This is a genomic window from Cellulosimicrobium sp. RS, assembly GCF_046159675.1.
Classification (GTDB): Bacteria; Actinomycetota; Actinomycetes; order Actinomycetales; family Cellulomonadaceae; genus Cellulosimicrobium; species Cellulosimicrobium funkei.
Genome location: NZ_JBJXVU010000001.1, coordinates 426,924 through 445,422, shown reverse-complemented (window position 1 = coordinate 445,422; position 18,499 = coordinate 426,924). Strand labels below are relative to the sequence as shown.

Annotated in this window: 15 protein-coding genes; 9 read left to right on the top strand and 6 right to left on the bottom strand. The window is 75.1% G+C overall.

What is annotated here, in order from left to right; all coding sequences use genetic code 11:
* Positions 1-3 precede the first annotated feature (3 nt).
* A complete protein-coding gene (locus tag ACI769_RS01990; RefSeq protein WP_085388156.1) occupies positions 4-1,011 on the bottom strand; it encodes an Fpg/Nei family DNA glycosylase in 1,008 nt (335 codons plus the stop codon).
* A gap of 1 nt (position 1,012) precedes the next feature.
* Positions 1,013-1,474 (bottom strand): ribose-5-phosphate isomerase, encoded by a 462-nt coding sequence (locus tag ACI769_RS01985; protein WP_021482425.1) that lies wholly within the window; start codon positions 1,472-1,474, stop codon positions 1,013-1,015.
* 60 nt (positions 1,475-1,534) lie between these two features.
* On the opposite strand from ACI769_RS01985, the gene ACI769_RS01980 reads away from it, so the two are divergent.
* A complete protein-coding gene (locus ACI769_RS01980; RefSeq protein ID WP_409141096.1) occupies positions 1,535-3,589 on the top strand; it encodes a M13 family metallopeptidase in 2,055 nt (684 codons plus the stop codon).
* A 69-nt stretch (positions 3,590-3,658) separates the two neighbouring features.
* Here ACI769_RS01980 and ACI769_RS01975 read toward each other — a convergent pair whose 3' ends face one another.
* Positions 3,659-4,603, bottom strand: a complete 945-nt coding sequence (locus ACI769_RS01975) for a hypothetical protein (RefSeq protein ID WP_085388158.1) — start codon at positions 4,601-4,603, stop codon at positions 3,659-3,661.
* Here ACI769_RS01975 and ACI769_RS01970 point away from each other — a divergent pair.
* A complete protein-coding gene (locus tag ACI769_RS01970; protein ID WP_085388159.1) occupies positions 4,590-4,934 on the top strand; it encodes a hypothetical protein in 345 nt (114 codons plus the stop codon). The two genes, ACI769_RS01975 and ACI769_RS01970, sit on opposite strands and share 14 nt — an antisense overlap.
* A gap of 119 nt (positions 4,935-5,053) precedes the next feature.
* Here the strand turns inward: ACI769_RS01970 and ACI769_RS01965 are convergent, their stop codons facing one another.
* Positions 5,054-5,698 (bottom strand): DsbA family protein, encoded by a 645-nt coding sequence (locus ACI769_RS01965; protein ID WP_369824871.1) that lies wholly within the window; start codon positions 5,696-5,698, stop codon positions 5,054-5,056.
* A gap of 207 nt (positions 5,699-5,905) precedes the next feature.
* On the opposite strand from ACI769_RS01965, the gene pepN reads away from it, so the two are divergent.
* Entirely contained in the window at positions 5,906-8,485 is a 2,580-nt protein-coding gene (pepN, locus tag ACI769_RS01960; RefSeq protein WP_085388160.1) for an aminopeptidase N, read from the top strand.
* A 169-nt stretch (positions 8,486-8,654) separates the two neighbouring features.
* Here the strand turns inward: pepN and malQ are convergent, their stop codons facing one another.
* Positions 8,655-10,832, bottom strand: a complete 2,178-nt coding sequence (malQ, locus tag ACI769_RS01955) for a 4-alpha-glucanotransferase (protein WP_085388161.1) — start codon at positions 10,830-10,832, stop codon at positions 8,655-8,657.
* A 90-nt stretch (positions 10,833-10,922) separates the two neighbouring features.
* Here malQ and ACI769_RS01950 point away from each other — a divergent pair, with 90 nt between their 5' ends.
* Positions 10,923-12,065, top strand: a complete 1,143-nt coding sequence (locus tag ACI769_RS01950) for a mechanosensitive ion channel family protein (protein WP_409141095.1) — start codon at positions 10,923-10,925, stop codon at positions 12,063-12,065.
* 68 nt (positions 12,066-12,133) lie between these two features.
* On the opposite strand, the gene ACI769_RS01945 is transcribed toward ACI769_RS01950, so the two are convergent.
* Positions 12,134-12,415 carry a glucose PTS transporter subunit EIIB gene (locus ACI769_RS01945; RefSeq protein ID WP_255181276.1) on the bottom strand — a complete coding sequence of 94 codons (282 nt, stop codon included), beginning with the start codon at positions 12,413-12,415 and terminating at the stop codon, positions 12,134-12,136.
* Between the two features lie 208 nt (positions 12,416-12,623).
* Here ACI769_RS01945 and ptsP point away from each other — a divergent pair, with 208 nt between their 5' ends.
* The 5 genes from ptsP to ACI769_RS01920 all read left to right on the top strand — a co-directional run bounded on the left by ptsP (position 12,624) and on the right by ACI769_RS01920 (position 18,467).
* On the top strand, positions 12,624-14,327 hold the full coding sequence (ptsP, locus tag ACI769_RS01940; protein ID WP_051028506.1) for a phosphoenolpyruvate--protein phosphotransferase: 1,704 nt from the start codon (positions 12,624-12,626) through the stop codon (positions 14,325-14,327).
* A 117-nt stretch (positions 14,328-14,444) separates the two neighbouring features.
* Positions 14,445-14,876, top strand: a complete 432-nt coding sequence (locus ACI769_RS01935) for a globin (protein WP_044144497.1) — start codon at positions 14,445-14,447, stop codon at positions 14,874-14,876.
* Between the two features lie 142 nt (positions 14,877-15,018).
* Positions 15,019-15,867: an acyl-CoA thioesterase II gene (locus ACI769_RS01930; protein ID WP_232322803.1), complete on the top strand. Its 849-nt coding sequence runs from the start codon at positions 15,019-15,021 to the stop codon at positions 15,865-15,867.
* 33 nt (positions 15,868-15,900) lie between these two features.
* Complete coding sequence (locus tag ACI769_RS01925) at positions 15,901-16,890, top strand: DNA topoisomerase IB (protein ID WP_085388164.1); 990 nt, start codon at positions 15,901-15,903, stop codon at positions 16,888-16,890.
* Positions 16,887-18,467, top strand: a complete 1,581-nt coding sequence (locus ACI769_RS01920; protein WP_043658691.1) for an SDR family oxidoreductase — start codon at positions 16,887-16,889, stop codon at positions 18,465-18,467. The genes ACI769_RS01925 and ACI769_RS01920 overlap by 4 nt, the downstream gene beginning before the upstream one ends.
* Positions 18,468-18,499: the final 32 nt, after the last annotated feature.

Genomic DNA, 18,499 nt, shown 5'->3' with positions numbered 1-18,499 from the left:
CCGTCACGCCTGGCAGACGCCGCACCAGAAGAGGTTGCGCCCCGCGAGCTCCTTGAGGAGCACCGGCGTGCCGCACACCCGGCACGGCAGCCCGTCGCGGTGGTACACGTAGAACGCCTCGTCCGCGGGCACGGCGCCGGGAGCGACGTCCGTGTTCTGCCGCACGCGCCGCCGCCCGGTCGCCGCCTCGTCGGGGGCCTCCCCCGCGCCGTCGTCGCGGTGCTCGGGGCGCGTCGTGACGATCGCGCCGGTGCGCGCGCCGTCGTGCATGAGCACGACGAGGTCGTCCCACAACGTCCGCAGGTCCTCCGCGGGCACGTCGCGACCGGGGCGCATCGGGTCGAGCCCGGCCCGGAACAGCGCCTCCGCGCGGTAGATGTTCCCCACGCCCGCGACGACGTCCTGGTTCATGAGGAGCAGCCCGACGGGGCTGCGCGAGCGCCGCACCGCGGCGACGAACGCGTCGCGCGGGTCGGGCTCGCCGGGGCCCGGGTCGCGGATCGGGTCCGGCCCGAGCCGGTCCTCGACCGCACGCTTCTCGTCGTCCGTGACGACCTCGCACGCCGTCGGGCCGGTGAGGTCCGCGACCGCGTGCGCGCCGACGAGCCGGACGCGCACGGCGCCGCGCGGCGGCGGGGGCGACCAGCCGTCGTCGGGCGCGCCGGGCACCTCCCCCGGGCCCGCCGGGACGGTCTCGCGCTCACCGATCCGGCGCCGCGGCGCGCCGATCGCGTGCACGACGGCGGTGCTGCCGTCGCCCGCGAACGTCCACGCCCCGTAGAGGCCGAGGTGCACGCGGAGCCAGCGGACGTCGTCGGACGCGCCGCCCGGCCCAGCGAAGCCGAGGAACATCTGCTTGCCCCACGCCTCGCTCGCGACGAGCACGCGGCCGTCGAGCAGGGCGGCTCCCGCGGCGAACCGGCCCTGCGGGCTGCTCACCGCGAGCGGCTCGCCCGCGAACAGCTCGCCGAAGGCGCGCGCGAGGCGGTGGACGGTGTGGCCCTCGGGCACGTCAGGCCGAGGTGCCGCGCGCCGCCTCGTACGCCGCGAGCTGGTCGATGCGGCGCTGGTGGCGCGGGTCGCCGCTGAACGGCTCCGCGAGGAACGCGTCGACGAGCGCGACCGCCTCGTCCACCGAGTGCTGGCGCGCGCCCACCGCGACGACGTTCGCGTCGTTGTGCTGGCGCCCGAGGCGCGCGGTCTCCAGGTTCCAGGCGAGCGCCGCGCGCACGCCGACGACCTTGTTCGCCGCGATCTGCTCGCCGTTGCCCGAGCCGCCGATGACGACGCCCAGCGAGCCGGGCTCCGCCGCCACCGCCTCGCCCGCCGCGAAGCAGAACGACGGGTAGTCGTCCTGCGCGTCGTAGGTGTGGGCACCGTGGTCGACGACGTCGTGACCCGCCGCCCCCAGGTGCTCGACGAGATGGGTCTTGAGCTCGTAGCCGGCGTGGTCCGCGGCGATGTGAACGCGCATGGGCTCATCATGCCCCAGCGGGCCCCCTCGCCGCCGGGGTGAGGCCGTAGCCTGAGACGCATGACACAGACCTCCCCGACGTCCACGCCTCCGTCCTCGTCCGGCCCGGCCGACGCGGCGCGCTCCGGCATCGACCTCGACGCGCTGGACCCCGCGGTCCGCCCGCAGGACGACCTGTACCGCCACGTCAACGGCCGCTGGCTCGCGACGCACGAGATCCCCGCCGACCGCGCGATGGACGGCGCGTTCCGGGCGCTCCACGACCAGGCCGAGGTGCACGTCCGCGAGATCATCACGGACCTCGGGGAGCAGGTCGCGGCGGGCGGCGCGGACGTCGGGCCGGACGCGGCGAAGGTCGGGGCCCTCTACGCGAGCTTCATGGACACCGAGCGGATCGAGGCGCTCGGCACCACGCCGCTGCAGCCCGACCTCGCGCTCATCGCGTCCGCCACGACGCAGGCCGAGCTCACCGGGGCGCTCGGCGCCCTCCAGCGCACGGGCGGCGCGGGCGCCGTCGGCTTCTGGGTCGACAACGACGCGAAGGACCCCGAGCGGTACGTCGCCTACCTCTACCAGTCCGGGCTCGGCCTGCCGGACGAGGCGTACTACCGCGAGGACCAGTACGCCCCCGTCCGCGAGAAGTACGTGCCGCACGTCGCGCGCATGCTCGCGCTGGCGGGCGTCACGTCCGAGACGTGGGGCGCGACGCCCGAGGACGCCGCCGAGCGGATCATGGCGCTCGAGACGAGGCTCGCCGCGAAGCACTGGGACGTCGTGCGCGACCGCGACGCCGACCTCACGTACAACCCGCGGACGCTCGCCGCGCTCGTCGCGGAGGCCCCCGGGTTCGACTGGCGCGCCTGGGTCCTCGCGCTCGGCGCGCCGCAGGGCTCGCTCGACGACGTCGTGGTCCGCGAGCCGGACTTCGCGGCCGGGTTCGCCGAGCTCTGGGCGAGCGAGCCGCTCGAGGACTGGAAGCTGTGGATGGTGTACCACCTCGTCACCGCCCGGGCGCCCTACCTCTCCGACGACCTCGTCGAGGCGAACTTCGACTTCTACGGGCGCACGCTGTCGGGCGCGCAGGAGGTGCGCGAGCGCTGGAAGCGCGCCGTCTCCGTCGTCGAGGGCGCGCTCGGCGAGGCCGTCGGCGCGCAGTACGTCGCGCGGCACTTCCCGCCCGCGCACAAGGCGCGCATGGAGGAGCTCGTCGCCTCCCTCGTGGCCGCCTACCGCGAGTCGATCACGACGCTCGACTGGATGACGGACGAGACGAAGGAGAAGGCGCTCGCCAAGCTCGAGGCCTTCACGCCGAAGATCGGCTACCCCGTGCGGTGGCGCGACTACTCGGCGCTCGTCGTCGACGCGCACGACCTCGTGGGCAACGTGCGCCGCGCCCACGCGTTCGAGCAGGACCGCGAGCTCGGCAAGATCGGGCGCCCGCTCGACCGCGACGAGTGGTTCATGACGCCCCAGACGGTCAACGCCTACTACAACCCGGGCATGAACGAGATCGTCTTCCCCGCCGCGATCCTGCAGCCCCCGTTCTTCGACCCCGAGGCCGACGACGCCGTGAACTACGGCGGCATCGGCGCGGTGATCGGCCACGAGATCGGTCACGGCTTCGACGACCAGGGCTCCAAGTACGACGGCGCGGGCCGCCTCGAGGACTGGTGGACGGCGCGCGACCGCGAGGAGTTCGAGAAGCGCACGACGGCGCTCGTCGCCCAGTACGACGCGTACCGCCCCGCCCAGCTCGGCGAGGACGGCCCGCACGTCAACGGCGCGCTGACCATCGGTGAGAACATCGGCGACCTCGGCGGCCTGTCGATCGCGCTCAAGGCGTACCGCATCGCGCTCGGCCGTCCCCTGGAGGACGCGCCCGTCGTCGACGGGCTCACGGGCATCGAGCGCGTGTTCCTCGGCTGGGCCCAGGTGTGGCAGTCGAAGGGCCGGGACGAGGAGGTCGTGCGCCGCATCGCGACCGACCCGCACTCGCCCAACGAGTTCCGCTGCAACGGGGTCGTGCGCAACGTGGACGAGTTCTACGACGCCTACGACGTGCAGCCGGGGGACGCGCTCTACCTCGCCCCCGAGGAGCGCGTGCGCATCTGGTGACGCCGGACGCACGAAGGGCCCGCGGCGGGTCGTCCCGCCGCGGGCCCTCCTGCGTGGTGGTCGGGCCGGTCAGAGCGTCCGGATGCCCGCGCGCGCGATCGTAAAGCCCTTGCCCGTGGCGTCGTCGCGGCACGTCATGCCGGTCTCGGCGCTGTCGCACGTGAAGGGGCCGACCGTCTTGGAGGTGCCGTAGTCGAGGATCGCGGTGTCCCCCGGCGCGGGCTGCGGCTGCTCGGCCGCGGGCACGCACGGCTGGTCGACGCTGCCGTCGGCGTCCAGGACGACCTTGTAGCCGACCGTGCCGTCGCACCCGTCCACCGGGGCGGGCTGCGTGCCGAGCTGGGCGATCACGCACGTCGCGCTGACGTCGGTCACCTCGCACGTGATGTTCCGCGACTCCGACGCGAACGTCTCGGACACCGTGGGCTCGGCAGGCGCCGGCTCCTCGGCACCGTCCGTGGCGGTCGCCGCCGGGGACGTCGACGCCCCGCCGAGCGGTTCCTCGTCGCCGCCGCCGAGCAGCGAGATCGCGAAGACGATCGCCCCGAGGACGAGCAGCGCGTCGACGACGATGAACGCGATCCACCCCGCGCCCAGCCGGTTCGAGCCGCGACCGCCGCCGTCCCCGCCGCGCCCGTCGCGCCGACCGGTCGACGGGCCGGACGGGGCGCCCGTCCCTCCCGACGAGGCTCGCGGGGCGGCGGCGGCCGGGGCTGCCGAGGCCGGCGGGTGGTAGGCGGGCTGCTGCGCGGGCGGCGTGGCGGCCGCGTAGGCGGGCTGGGCGGTCGGCTCGTACGCCGCCGTCCCGCCCGCGTACGGACCGGCCGCGGCGTGACCGGCTGCCGTGTCACCCGGCGCGTAGCCGGGACGGCCCGCGGCCGTCCCGACCGGGGCCGCGACGCCGAACCCGTTCTGCTCGGTCGCGTAGCGCACGCGCTGCGGCGGCACCGGTGACGGCGAGGGCGCCGGGACCGCGGGCTGCGCGGCCGTCGGGAGCTGGGTGATCGGCGTCACGTGCTGGACCGTCGTCGCCTGGAAGGACGCCGCCGACGCGACGACGGTCGGCTGGCCGTCCGCGGGCGTCGCGCGCGGCGCCTGGGCCGTCGGGCCGCTCGTCGGGGCGAACGAGGGCGGCCCCGAGGTCGCGTGCGCGGGCACGGGGGCGAACGCCGTGGTCGGCTGGGCGTCGTCACGACCGACCGCGGCCCCCGGGACGCCGCCGGGGGGCGGCGGCGGCGGTGGCACGGGTGCGTTCGGGGACATGCTCGGCTCCTCGCGGGCTTCCTCGGCGGACTCGCCCGGCGCGACCGGGCGGCGGGCGCTCCTGACACCGCCCGCGAACTGACGAAGCATGGCACGAGCCACCCGCACCGGTCGAACCCCGGGAGCCCCACGACGCCCTCGCCCCCGGGGTCTGCACGACGTCCGCACGGCGTCCGCGCGACGGCGGCGCCGTGCCCGACGTCAGTCGAAGACCGGACCCTGGGTGCGCGTGCGCTTGAGCTCGAAGAAGCCCGGCGTGCTCGCGACCAGGACGCACCCGTCCCACAGCCGCCCGGCGGCCTCGCCCTTCGGCGCGGGCGTCACGACGGGACCGAAGAACGCCGTCCCGCCGAACGCGACGACGGGCGTCCCGACGTCCTCGCCGACGCGACCGATGCCCTCGGCGTGCGACGCGCGCAGCTGCTCGTCGTAGGCGTCGGAGCCCGCGGCGTCGGCGAGCGACGCGGGCAGGCCCACCTCCGCGAGCGCCTCGAGCAGCACCGCGTCGTAGTCGGTGCGGCCGCCCGGGTGCAGGCGCGTCCCGATCGCGTCGTAGAGGGGCTTGACGACATCCTCGCCGTGCTCGACGCGCGCGGCGGTGACCACGCGCACCGGGCCCCACGCCTTCGCCATGAGCTCGCGGTACTCCTCCGGCAGGTCGCGGCCCTCGTTGAGCACCGCGAGGCTCATCACGTGCCAGCGGACGGTGACGTCGCGCACCTGCTCGACCTCGCCCATCCAGCGGCTCGTCATCCACGCCCACGGGCACACGGGGTCGAACCAGAAGTCGGCGACGCGCAGGTCGTCCTCGGTAGCGGTGGGGTCGGTCGTCGCGGTGAGCGTCACGGGGCGGTCTCCTTCGTCGTCGGGCGCGCCCGGGGTCCGGGTCGCCGGGGCGCGGCGGCCGGGCCGACGGCGTCCCCACCCCGTTCCGACACCGCGCGACCGCAGCGTATTCCCGGGAGCGGGCGCGGGCACGCGTGGGATGATCGTCCGTGGCCCACAGGCCGCCGTCGAGGCCGACCGGCCCGACCACGAGACCGAGGAGATGCAGTGCCCGGAGAGAACCTCACCCGCGCCGAGGCGAGCGAGCGCGCGGCGATCGTCGACATCCAGTCCTACGAGGTCGACCTCGACCTCACGACGGGGGCGACGACGTTCGCGTCGACGACCGTGGTGCGGTTCACCGCGACCGAGGGCGCGAGCACGTTCGTCGACCTCGTCGCGCCGACCGTGCGCGAGGTCGTGCTCAACGGCCGTGCGCTCGACCCGGCGCAGGTGTTCGCCGACTCGCGCATCGCGCTCGACGGCCTCGCGGCCGACAACGAGCTGCGCGTCGTCGCCGACTGCGCGTACACCAACACGGGCGAGGGCCTGCACCGGTTCGTCGACCCGGTCGACGGCGAGGTCTACCTCTACACGCAGTTCGAGGTCCCGGACTCGCGGCGCGTGTTCGCCGTCTTCGAGCAGCCCGACCTCAAGGCGACGTTCGCGTTCACGGTCACCGCGCCCGCGGCGTGGGAGGTCGTGAGCAACCAGCCGACGCCCGCGCCCGAGGCGCTCGGCACGAAGGCCGACCCGACCGGCACGGGCGCCGGCGACGTCGAGGTCGCGCGCTGGGCGTTCGAGCCGACGCCGCGCATCTCGTCGTACATCACCGCGCTCGTCGCGGGGCCGTACGTCGTGGAGCGCAGCGAGCTCACGTCGTCCGACGGCCGCACGATCCCGCTCGGGGTCTTCTGCCGCGCGTCGCTCGCCGACCACATGGACGCCGACTACGTGTTCGACAAGACGCGCGAGGGCTTCGCGTTCTTCGAGTCCGCGTTCGAGCACCCGTACCCGTTCGACAAGTACGACCAGCTCTTCGTGCCCGAGTACAACATGGGCGCGATGGAGAACGCCGGGTGCGTGACGTTCACCGAGACGTACGTGTTCCGGTCCAAGGTCACCGACGCCGTCAAGGAGCGTCGCGTCGTGACCATCCTCCACGAGCTCGCGCACATGTGGTTCGGCGACCTCGTGACCATGAAGTGGTGGAACGACCTGTGGCTCAACGAGTCGTTCGCGGAGTACGCGTCGACGCTCGCGACCGCCGAGGCGACCGAGTGGCGCGAGGCGTGGACGACGTTCGCCGCGATGGAGAAGTCCTGGGCCTATCGCCAGGACCAGCTGCCCTCCACGCACCCCATCGTCGCGACGATCAACGACCTCGAGGACGTGTTCGTCAACTTCGACGGCATCACCTACGCCAAGGGCGCGTCGGTGCTCAAGCAGCTCGTCGCGTGGGTCGGCAAGGAGCAGTTCCTCGCCGGCGTCGCGGCGTACTTCCGCAAGCACGCGTGGGGCAACACCGAGCTGCGCGACCTGCTCGTCGAGCTCGAGGCCACGAGCGGCCGCGACCTCACCGAGTGGTCCGCGCTGTGGCTCGAGACCGCGGGCGTGAACACCCTGCGGCCCGAGTTCGACCTCGACGCCCACGGCCGCTTCACCACGTTCTCCGTGGTGCAGACGGCGGCGGCCGACCACCCGACGCTGCGTCCGCACCGGCTCGGGATCGGCTTCTACGACCTCGTTGACGGCGTGCTCACGCGCGTGCACCGCACCGAGGTCGACGTGGCCGGGCCGCGCACCGAGATCCCCGAGCTGCTCGGCCTCGACCGCCCGCAGCTCGTCCTGCTCAACGACGACGACCTCGCGTACGCGAAGATCCGCCTCGACCCCGCGTCCCTCCAGGTCGCGACCGAGCACCTCGCGGACCTCGCCGACCCGCTGGCCCGCTCGCTCGTCTGGGGCTCCGCGTGGGACGCGACGCGCGACGGCGAGACGCCGGCCAGCGACTACGTGCGCCTCGTGCTGGGCAACATCGCCCGCGAGACCGAGTCGACGACGATCCGCACCACCCTCAACCAGCTCGCGCTCGCCGCGAAGACGTACGTGGCCCCGGAGCGCCGCGAGGAGACGCTCGCGCACGTCGGCGACGTGCTCTGGTCGCTCGCGCAGGACGCGGCCCCCGGCTCGGACCTGCAGTTCCAGCTCGTGAAGTTCTTCGCGCACCTCGCGTCGACGCCCGCGCACGGCGAGGCGCTCCGGTCGCTGCTCGACGGCTCCGCTGCCCTCGACGGGCTCGAGATCGACACCGACCTGCGCTGGGAGATCCTCGAGGGGCTCGTCCTGCTCGACCTCGCGGACGACGCCGAGATCGAGGCGACGCTCGACGCCGACTCGACCGCGACGGGCCAGCAGTCCGCCGCGCGGGCCCGCGCGACGGTGCCCACCGCCGCGGCGAAGCGCGCCGCGTTCGACCGCCTCGTCGGCTCGGACGACGCCCCCAACGCGATCGTCCGCGCCACCACGCTCGGTTTCCAGCACGTCAACGACCCCGAGTCGCTCGCCCCGCTCGTCGGCGCGTACTTCGACGCGCTGCTCCCCCTGTGGGACCAGCGGTCGTACCACATCGCCGAGGCGCTCGTCACGGGCCTCTACCCGGCCCCGCTCGCGAGCACCGTGCTGCGCGACGCGACGCAGGAGTGGCTCGACGCCAACGCCGACGCCGCCCCGGCGCTGCGCCGGCTCGTGGTGGAGAACCTCGCCGGCGTCGAGCGCGCCCTCGCGGCCCAGGCCGCCGACGCCTGACCCCTCGGTCAGCACCCCTCACGACCGCGCGCCGGGTCGCTCCGTCCGACGGAGCGGCCCGGCGCTCGTCGTCCCGCGCGGGTCCGCGACCAGGTGGTACCGGCGCGGCGAGCAGGCGATCCCGGCGCGTGCGGCGAGCGGGACGGGCCAGGACGGCCTGCTCGGCCGGTCAGAGGGAGTCGTTCATCGCCTTGGCGAGAGAGCGCAGGCGGGCGGAGTCGAAAAGGTCCTCGAGCAGGACGAGGTTGCCCGACGAGTCGCCGAGGGGCACCTTCCAGTTCGGGTACTCCTGGTCCGTGCCCGGCTGGTTCTGCGAGCGGCGCTCCCCCACGGCGTCGGCCAGCGAGACGCCGAGCAGCACCGCCGGGGTGCTGCGGACGAGGCGGTGCAGGGCCTCGACGAGCTCGCGCTCGGACGGGTCCTCGCCCACGAGCGACCGCTCGCGCAGGAACGCGATCATCGCGTCCCGCTCGGCGCGCGCGGCCCGCCGCACGTCGGCGACGTCCTCCGTGAGCACGCCCAGACGGTCCCGCAGCTCGACGTGCTCGCCCGCGAGGTAACCCGCCGTGGGCGGCAGGTCGTGCGTCGTGACGGTCGCGAGCGCGAGGCGCCGGTAGTCCTCCGGGGGCAGCGGACGGCCGTCGTCGGTCTTCTCGAACCACAGGACGGACGTGCCGAGGACGCCGCGGTCCGCGAGGTAGTCACGGACCCAGGGTTCGAACACGCCGAGGTCCTCGCCGATGACCATCGCGCCCGCGCGGTGCGCCTCGAGGCACAGGATGCCGACGAGGGCCTCGTGGTCGTAGCGGACGTACGCGCCCGCGTCGGCACGCGCCCCGCCCGGGATCCACCACAGCCGGAACAGGCCGATGACGTGGTCGATCCGGATCGCGCCCGCGTGCCGCAGGACGGTGCGCAGCATGTCGCGGTACGGGGCGTACCCGGCCCGCGCGAGCGCCCGCGGGTGCCACGGCGGCTGGGACCAGTTCTGGCCCTGCTGGTTGTACATGTCCGGCGGCGCCCCGACGGACACCCCGGTGGCGAGCACGCCGCGGTGCGACCAGACGTCGGCGCCCTCGGGGTGCACGCCGACCGCGAGGTCGTGCATGATCCCCACCGACATGCCCGCCTCGCGCGCGGTGCGCTGCGCGACGCGGAGCTGCTCGTCGGCGACCCACTGGAGCCAGCAGTAGAACTCGACGCGGTCGGCGAGCTGCTCGCGCAGCGCCGCGACGGTCGGGCCGTTCGGGTCGGACGCGCCGGGCGGCCAGTCCCGGTCGCCGTAGTGGTCGGCGAGCGCGCACCACGTGGCGAAGTCCTCGAGCCCCTTGCCCTGCTCGGCGCGGAACGCGTCGAGCGACGCCTGGCGGGCGGTGGACCGGGGCGCGGTGAACACGACCTCCAGCGCCGCCTTCTTGGCCTCCCACGCGGCGTCGCGGTCGATGGGACCGGGGTCGGTGTCGAGGTCGCGCACCGGGTCGAACGCCCACTCGACCAGCGAGCGGTCGGCCGCGGACAGGTACCCCGTCTCGCGGATGTCCTCGACCCTGATGTACAGCGGGTTGACGAAGCGGCGGCTCGTCGGGAGGTAGGGCGAGGGCGTCATCGGCGTGCGCGGCTCGGCGGCGTGCAGCGGGTTGACGAGGACGAAGTCCGCGCCGGCCTCGTGCGCGGCGAGCCAGGCGAGGTCGGCGAGGTCGGCCAGGTCGCCGACGCCCCACGACGCGCGCGAGCGCACCGAGTACAGCTGGGCCATGAAGCCCCACGCGCGCCGTTCCGCGACGGCGGCGGGCAGCTCGAGCCGCTGCGGCGTCACGACGAGCGTCGCGCGCGCGTGGGCGCCGTCGCTCTCGGCGTGCAGGTCGTGCCACCCGAGGGGCAGGTCGGCCGGGATCTCGAACGTCGCGCGGCCGACGCGCCGGCCGTCGACGGTGCGCGGCTCGACGAACACGTCGAGCTGGCCGAGGTGGCGGCGCTCCCGGGGGGCGCGCGCGGCGTGGTGCCCGGCGACGCCGGAGCGGCCCTGCTCCGCCTCGAGCTCGACCCAGACGTCGACGGCGGCGCCGTCCTGCACGTGCACGGGGACCGGCACGGCGTCGCCCTGCCGGACGACGACGGTCGGGGGCAGCATCTGCCGCCACGCGTCGTCGCGCGAGTGCTCGAGGCTGACGGCGACCTTCTCCGGGGACGACGCGGGGACGCCGAGGGCCTCCAGCACGGCGACGAGGGTCGAGGCCCGGACCTGGCGGCGCGTCCCGTCGAAGTCCCAGAAGTCGGACGCGACACCGTGGGCGTCGGCCAGCTGCACCAACGGCTCGGGCAGGTCCGTCTGCGGGGGTTCGCTCACGCCTGCATCCTGCCAGACCAGGGCCTTGCGGGCAGGACGATCGCCCGGCGTGCCCGGGTCGCTCTCATGTGCCCCGGGTACCCTGCCCGCATGTCCCTCCCCCTTCTCGCTCCTGCCGTGCGCGCGCCCGCGGAGGTCCCGGAGGAGCTCGCCAACGGCTTCGACGCGAGCAACCCCGACGACTGGTTCGAGTGGTTCGTCGGCCTCCCGCTGCGCGTGCTGCTCATCGTCGTGATCGGGGCGCTCGTCCTCGCGGTCGTGCGCCGGCTCATCCGCCGCGTCTCCGAGCACATCGCCGAGGGCACGCCCACGCTCCGCGGCAAGCGGCTCAAGGGCCTCGGTGGCTCCGAGGTCGGCAGCGTGCTGCTGCGCGCGAACCCGCTCGCGAGCGCCCGCCGGGCCCAGCGGGCGCGGACCGTGGGCTCGGTGCTGCGCTCGACCGCGAACATCGTCATCGGCGCGACGATCGTGCTCATGGTGCTCACCGAGCTCGGCGTGAACATCGCGCCGTTCCTCGCGTCGGCCGGCATCGCGGGCGTCGCGCTGGGCTTCGGCGCGCAGAGCCTCGTGAAGGACTTCCTCTCGGGCACGTTCATGCTCCTCGAGGACCAGTACGGCGTCGGGGACACGGTCGACTTCGGCGAGGTCACGGGCACCGTCGAGGAGGTCGCGCTGCGCGTGACGAAGGTCCGCGACGGCAACGGCACGCTGTGGTTCGTCCGCAACGGCGAGATCCTGCGGACGGGCAACAAGACCCAGGAGTGGGGTCGCGCGGTGGTGGACGTGCGCGTCGCGTACTGGGCCGACGTCGAGGCCGTGCGCGCGGCGCTGCTCGCGGCCGCGGAGGAGGTCGGGAGCGACCCGGTGCTCGGCACGTACTTCCTCGAGCCGCCCGAGGTCACGGGCATCGAGGCCATGACGGCCGAGGCGCTGCAGCTCAGGGTGCAGGTCAAGACGCAGGCCGCGATGCAGTGGGAGGTGGCGCGCGCGCTGCGCTCGCGCGTCCGGCAGGCGCTGTCCGACGCCCGCGTCCCGCTGGCCGGGGCGCAGCAGGTGGTCGTCCTCGACCACTCGCCGTCGCTGCCCGACGACCGGGCCGACGACCGAACCGACGCGCGGCCCGACGACCGTCCCGACGACACGGGTGACCGGTCCGCGCAGGCGGCCCGCGAGAGGCGCGGCGCCGCCGCGGCGACCGTGGTGCAGGACGTGGCGGGCGGCCCGGCGTCCTGAGCCGCGTGGCGCCGTCGGGCACGACCACGACGGCGCCGGTCCCTCCGTACGGAGGGACCCGGGGGGACTCAGCGCAGGCCGTCGAGCTCCGCGGCGAGGTTGTCGGCCTCCGGGCCGACGATGACCTGGACGACGCGGCCCGAGCGCACGACGCCGAACGCGCCCGTCGCCTTGAGGCGCGCCTCGTCGACGAGCTGCGGGTCCGTGACCTCGACGCGCAGGCGCGTGATGCACGGCTCGAGGTCGACCACGTTGCCCTGACCCCCGAGGGCGTCGAGGATGTTCTGTGCCTTCTGGTCCGAGGGGGTGCTCATCGAAAGTGTCTCCTGAGGCGAGTCGCGGGTGGGGATCCGCGCGGGGGATCCGGGGTGTCGGGGTGCCGAGCACCTGGGAACAGCCTAGTCTCCTGGCGAGGTTGTCACCGGATCGACGCGGCCCCGCAACGCCCCCGCAACAGGGACGTGCACGGCGGCCTGGCGGTCGGACCGTGACGGGCACGCGTGCGCACCGGCCCGGGCACCCGGGTCGCACGCCCGAGGCGGACGAGGAGCGAGGGTCGTGACGGGCGGAACCGAGGACGAGGCACGGCAGGTCATCACGGGCATCGGCGTGTGCCCCGGCACGGTCGTCGGGCCGGTGGTGCTCATGCCGGAGGCGATCGACGAGCCGGCACCGGGGCTGCGCATGGGCCCGCGCGAGGACCACGAGGCGCAGGCGCGGCGCGTCGACGCCGCGGCGGAGCAGGTCGCGGGCGACCTCCAGCGCGCCGCGGACGCCGCCGACGGCGACGCGCGCGACGTCCTCGAGGCGACGGCGGCCATGGCGGCCGACCCCACGCTCGCGGCCGACGCGCGGCGCCGCGTGCTCGACGAGCACCTCGTCCCCGAGCGCGCGGTGTGGGAGGCCGCGGAGGAGGTCGTGCGGCAGTTCACCGAGCTCGGCGGGTACTTCGCCGAGCGCGCCCGCGACGTCGCAGACGTCCGCGACCGGCTCGTCGCGGCCCTCACCGACCGTCCCGCGCCCGGGGTGCCCGAGCACACCGAGCCGTTCGTCCTCGTCGCGTACGACCTCGCGCCGTCGGCCACGGCCGCGCTCGACCCCGCGCGCGTGCTGGCGATCGTCACCGACGGCGCCGGGCCGACGTCGCACACCGCGATCGTCGCGAACGCCAAGGGCATCCCCGCGGTCGTCGCGGCCACGGGAGCGAGCGCGGCGCTCGCACCGGAGGACGTCGTGCTGGTCGACGGCGCGGCCGGGACGGTCGTCGTGCACCCGTCGCCCGAGCAGGTGGCCGCGGCGCGGGCCCGCTCGCAGCAGGTGCGCACGTTCGACGGCACGGGCCGCACGCGCGACGGGCACCGGGTGCAGCTCCTCGCGAACGTCGGCGACCCGGCGGGCGCCGCGGCGGCGGCCGCGTCCGGCGCCGAGGGCGTCGGGCTGTTCCGCTCCGAGTTCTGCTTCCTCGACCGCGAGCAGCCGCCGACGGTCGAGGAGCAGGTCGCCGCCTACCGCACCGTCTTCCGCGAGTTCGGCGGGCGCAAGGTCGTGATCCGCACCCTCGACTCCGGCGCGGACAAGCCGCTGCACTTCCTCACCGTCGACGACGAGGAGAACCCGGCGCTCGGCGTGCGCGGGCTGCGCACCGCCGCGCGCTGGCCGGAGCTGCTCGAGCAGCAGCTCGACGCGATCGCGCAGGCCGCCGCGGCCGAGGAGGCCGAGGTGTGGGTCATGGCGCCCATGGTCTCGACCGTCGGGGAGACCGAGTGGTTCGTCGAGCGCTGCCGCGCGCACGGCCTCGACGTGGCGGGCGTCATGGTCGAGGTCCCGAGCGCCGCCCTGCTCTCCGGGCCGATCCTCGCGCGCGCGGCGTTCGCGTCGATCGGCACCAACGACCTCACGCAGTACACGATGGCCGCGGACCGCCTCCTCGGGTCGCTCGCGGAGCTGAGCGACCCGTGGCAGCCCGCCGTGCTCCGGCTCGTCGAGGCGACGTGCGCGGGCGGGGCCCAGCAGGGCCGGCCCGTGGGCGTGTGCGGCGAGGCGGCGTCCCAGCCGGTGCTCGCCGTCGTGCTCGTCGGGCTCGGGGTGTCGTCGCTGTCCATGACAGCGCGTGCGATCCCCGACGTCGCGGCGCTCCTGCGCGAGGTCGACGTCGACGAGTGCCGCCGGCTCGCGCGCCTCGCGGTCGACGCGGAGAGCGCGGCCCAGGCGCGCGCCGTCGTGCGCGAGAACCTGCCGGTGCTCGCCGAGCTCGGGCTGTGACGTGCGCCCGGACCGCCCCGGGCGGCGGCTCCGGGCTCGGGAGCGCGCCGCCGCCGGTGCGATGATGGGCCGGTGACGACCGAGCCCACCCCCCGCCCGACGCTGCCCGTCGCCGGACTGTCGAACGGCGCGCCGGCCGGCCCCGCGGGCGCGACCGCGCCGGTCCGCCCGAGCCGCACGTTCTACGACGAGGTCGGCGGGCACGAGACGTTCGTGCGCCTCGTCGACGCGTTCTACGAGGGCGTCGCGGACGACCCGGTCATGCGGCCCATGTACCCCGAGGAGGACCTCGGCCCGGCGCGCTGGCGGCTCACCGCGTTCCTCGAGCAGTACTGGGGCGGCCCGACGACGTACAGCGAGCAGCGCGGCCACCCGCGCCTGCGCATGCGGCACGCGCCCTTCAAGGTCAACCCCGACGCGCGCGACCGCTGGCTCGCGCACATGCGCGCCGCCGTCGACACCCTGGACCTGCCGCCGATCCAGGAGGCGACGCTGTGGGACTATCTGGAGCGCGCGGCGCACTCCCTCCTCAACACCTTCGAGGACTGACCGACCCGCCGCCCGAGCGAAGGAGCCCCCACCCGTGACCCCCGAGCCCACCCCGCCGTCGACCTCCTCGGCCTCCCCCGGCCCGACGTCGGACGCCGCCCCGCGCGAGCAGGTCCCGAACCCGCTGAACCACCTCCTCGACGTGCTGCGCCTCGAGCGGGTCGGCGACGGCGACGGGTCGGCCGCCGACCCGGAGCACTTCCGCGGGGTCTCCGTGCACCAGCCGACGGGCCGCGTCTACGGCGGGCAGGTGCTCGCGCAGGCGGTCCTCGCCGCGGGCCGCACGGTCCCCGAGGGCCGGCTCCCCCACTCCCTGCACGGGTACTTCCTGCGACCCGGCGGCCTCGACGTGCCGATCGACTTCGCGGTCGAGCGGCTGCGCGACGGGCGTTCGTTCAGCGCCCGCCGGACGCACGCGATCCAGCACGGCAAGCCGATCCTGTCGATGATCTCCTCGTTCCAGGAGGAGCAGGGCGGCATCGAGCACGCGTCCGAGATGCCCGACGCCCCGGCCCCCGAGGAGGTGCCGTCCGCGCTCGACGTGCTCGGCGGCATCGACCACCCCATCGCGCGGTTCTGGTCGCACCACTCGGCGTTCGAGCTGCGGCACGTGGGCGGGTCGCTCTACCTGCACCCGGACCACGAGCCCAAGGACCACCAGATGGTGTGGATGCGGGCGCGGGGCGACGTCGGCGACGACCAGCTGCTGCACCGAGCGCTCATGGCGTACGCGTGCGACCAGGTCATGCTCGAGCCGATCCTGCGCCAGGCGGGCACGAGCTGGGTCACGCCCGACATGTCGATCGCGAGCCTCGACCACGCGATGTGGTGGCACCGCGACGTGCGCGTGGACGAGTGGCTGCTCTACGTGCAGTCGGCCCCGAGCGCCCAGGGCGGCCGCGGGCTCGGCGCCGCGCGGGTGTTCGCGCAGGACGGCACGCTCGTCGCGTCGATCGCCCAGGAGGGAATGGTCCGCCTCCCCGCGCTCTGACGGGCGACGGACGCGCGTCGGCCCGACACTGTCCTGGTGCGACTGCGCCGCGTGACCGTGACCTCGCCGGGGTACACCCGCCGCCCGAAGGGCGACGCGTGGGTGTTCCTCGACGTCGAGGGCCTGCCCCTGGCCGACGAGGAGGAGGTCGCGCGCTGCGAGCGCCTCGCCGTCCCGCCCGCGTGGTCCGACGTCTGGATCTGCCGGTACCCCAACGGGCACATCCAGGCGTTCGGCCGGGACGTCGCCGGGCGCGGCCAGTACCTCTACCACGAGCAGTGGCAGGTGCGGCGGGCCCGCCGCAAGCACGACCACGTGCTCGACGTCGGCCGTCGCCTGCCTGCCGCCCGGCGCCGGGTCGCGCGCGAGCTCGAGCTCCCCGGCATGCCGCGCGAGAAGGTGCTGGCGCTCGCGTTCCGGCTGCTCGACCTCGCGTACTTCCGGGCGGGCGGCGAGATCTACGCGAAGCAGAACAACAGCTACGGCCTCGCCACGATCCGCAAGGAGCACGCGCGCGTCCGCCGCGACGGGAGCGTGCACTTCCACTACCCGGCGAAGTCGGGCCAGGTGCGTGACGTGGTCGTCGAGGACCCGGTGGTCGCCGAGCTCGTGACGACGCTCAAGCGACGCCGGGGCGGCGTCGAGCTGCTCGCGTGGCGCGACGCGGACGCGACCGGCAGCGCGGTGTGGCACGACGTCACGAGCGCCGACGTCCAGGCCGGCATCAAGGAGCGCCTGGGCGACGACGCGACGCCCAAGGACTTCCGCACGTGGCACGCGACGGTGCTCGCGGCGCGTGCCCTGGCCGACGCCGGCACGGCGCCCGCGTCCGATCGCGCCCGGCGCCGGGTCGTCACGGGGGTCGTCAAGGACGTCGCGGAGGAGCTCGGGAACACGCCCGCCGTGGCGCGGTCGTCGTACATCGACCCGCGGCTGTTCGACCTGTGGGAGCGGGGCGAGACCATCGGGTCGACGCGCTCGCAGACGCGCGCCGAGCGCGAGGTCCTGGAGCTCCTCGGATGAGGGCCGCGGTCACCGGGGTCACCGGGTACGTCGGCGGGCGGCTCGTGCCCGAGCTGCTCCGCGCCGGCTTCGAGGTCCGTGCGCTCGCCCGGCACCCCGAGCGGCTCGCGGGCCGCGAGTGGGCGGACGACGTCGAGCTCGTCGAGGCGGACGCGAGCGACCTGGACCAGATCCGGGCGGCGCTCGAGGGCGCCGACGTGGCGTACTACCTCGTGCACTCGCTCGGCACCGGGCGCACGTTCGAGGTCCGCGACCGGCGCACCGCGCTGACGTTCGCGCGCGCGGCGCGCGAGGCCGGCGTGCGGCGCATCGTCTACCTCGGCGGGCTGTTCCCCGACGTGCCGGAGGGCGAGCTGTCGCCGCACCTCGCGTCGCGCAAGGAGGTCGGGGAGATCCTGCTCGCGTCGGGCGTCCCGACGACGGTCCTGCGCGCCGCGGTCATCCTCGGCTCGGGCTCGGCGTCGTTCGAGATGATGCGGTACCTCACCGAGCGGCTCCCGGCCATGACGACCCCGAAGTGGGTCGACAACCGCATCCAGCCGATCGCGATCCGCGACGTGCTGCGCTACCTCGTCGGCTCGGCCTCGATGCCCGACGACGTGTCGCGCGGCTTCGACATCGGCGGCCCCGACGTGCTCACCTACCGCGACATGATGCAGCGGTACGCGCGCGTGGCGAACCTCCCCCGGCGGCGCATCGTCAGCGTGCCGGTGCTCACGCCCCGGCTGTCGTCGCACTGGGTCGGGCTCGTCACGCCCGTGCCGAGCGGCATCGCCCGACCCCTCGTCGAGTCGCTCCAGCACGAGGTCGTGTGCCACGAGCACGACATCGCGCAGTACGTGCCCGACCCGCCCGAAGGGCTCATCGGGTTCGACCGGGCCGTCGAGCTCGCGCTCGAGCGCATCCACGACGGCGAGGTCACGACGCGCTGGTCGTCCGCGTCGGTGCCCGGGGCGCCGTCGGACCCGCTGCCGAGCGACCCGGACTGGGCGGGCGGCTCGCTCTACGTGGACGAGCGCCGCACCGTCGTGGACGCGCCGCGCGAGGTGCTCTGGCGCGTGATCGAGGAGATCGGCGGGCAGGGCGGCTGGTACTCGTGGTCGCTCGCGTGGCGCGTGCGGGGCCTCATGGACCGGGTCGTCGGCGGGCCGGGCCTGCGCCGCGGCCGGCGCGACGAGCGCTACCTCCGCGTGGACGACGAGCTCGACTGGTGGCGCGTCGAGGCGATCGAGCCCGGGCGCCGGCTCCTGCTGCGTGCCGAGATGCGGCTCCCGGGCCTCGCGTGGCTCGAGCTGCGCGTCGACGAGGCGGCGGCCGAGCTCCCCGACGCGACGGACCCCGACGCGCCGGGTCCCTCGCCGGAGGACGCCAGCGGGCCGGGCCGGACCTACTTCGCGCAGCGCGCGCTGTTCCACCCGCACGGGCTCGCGGGCCAGCTCTACTGGTGGGCCGTCAAGCCGTTCCACGGCGTGGTGTTCGGCGGGATGCAGCGCAACGTCGCCGAGGCCGCCGAGCGCGCCGCGCGCAGCGGTCGCCCCTCCGCGGACCGGCCGCGGGACGACCGAGAGCCGGGCTGACCGGAGCGGCGACGCACGCCGCCGCTCCGGGG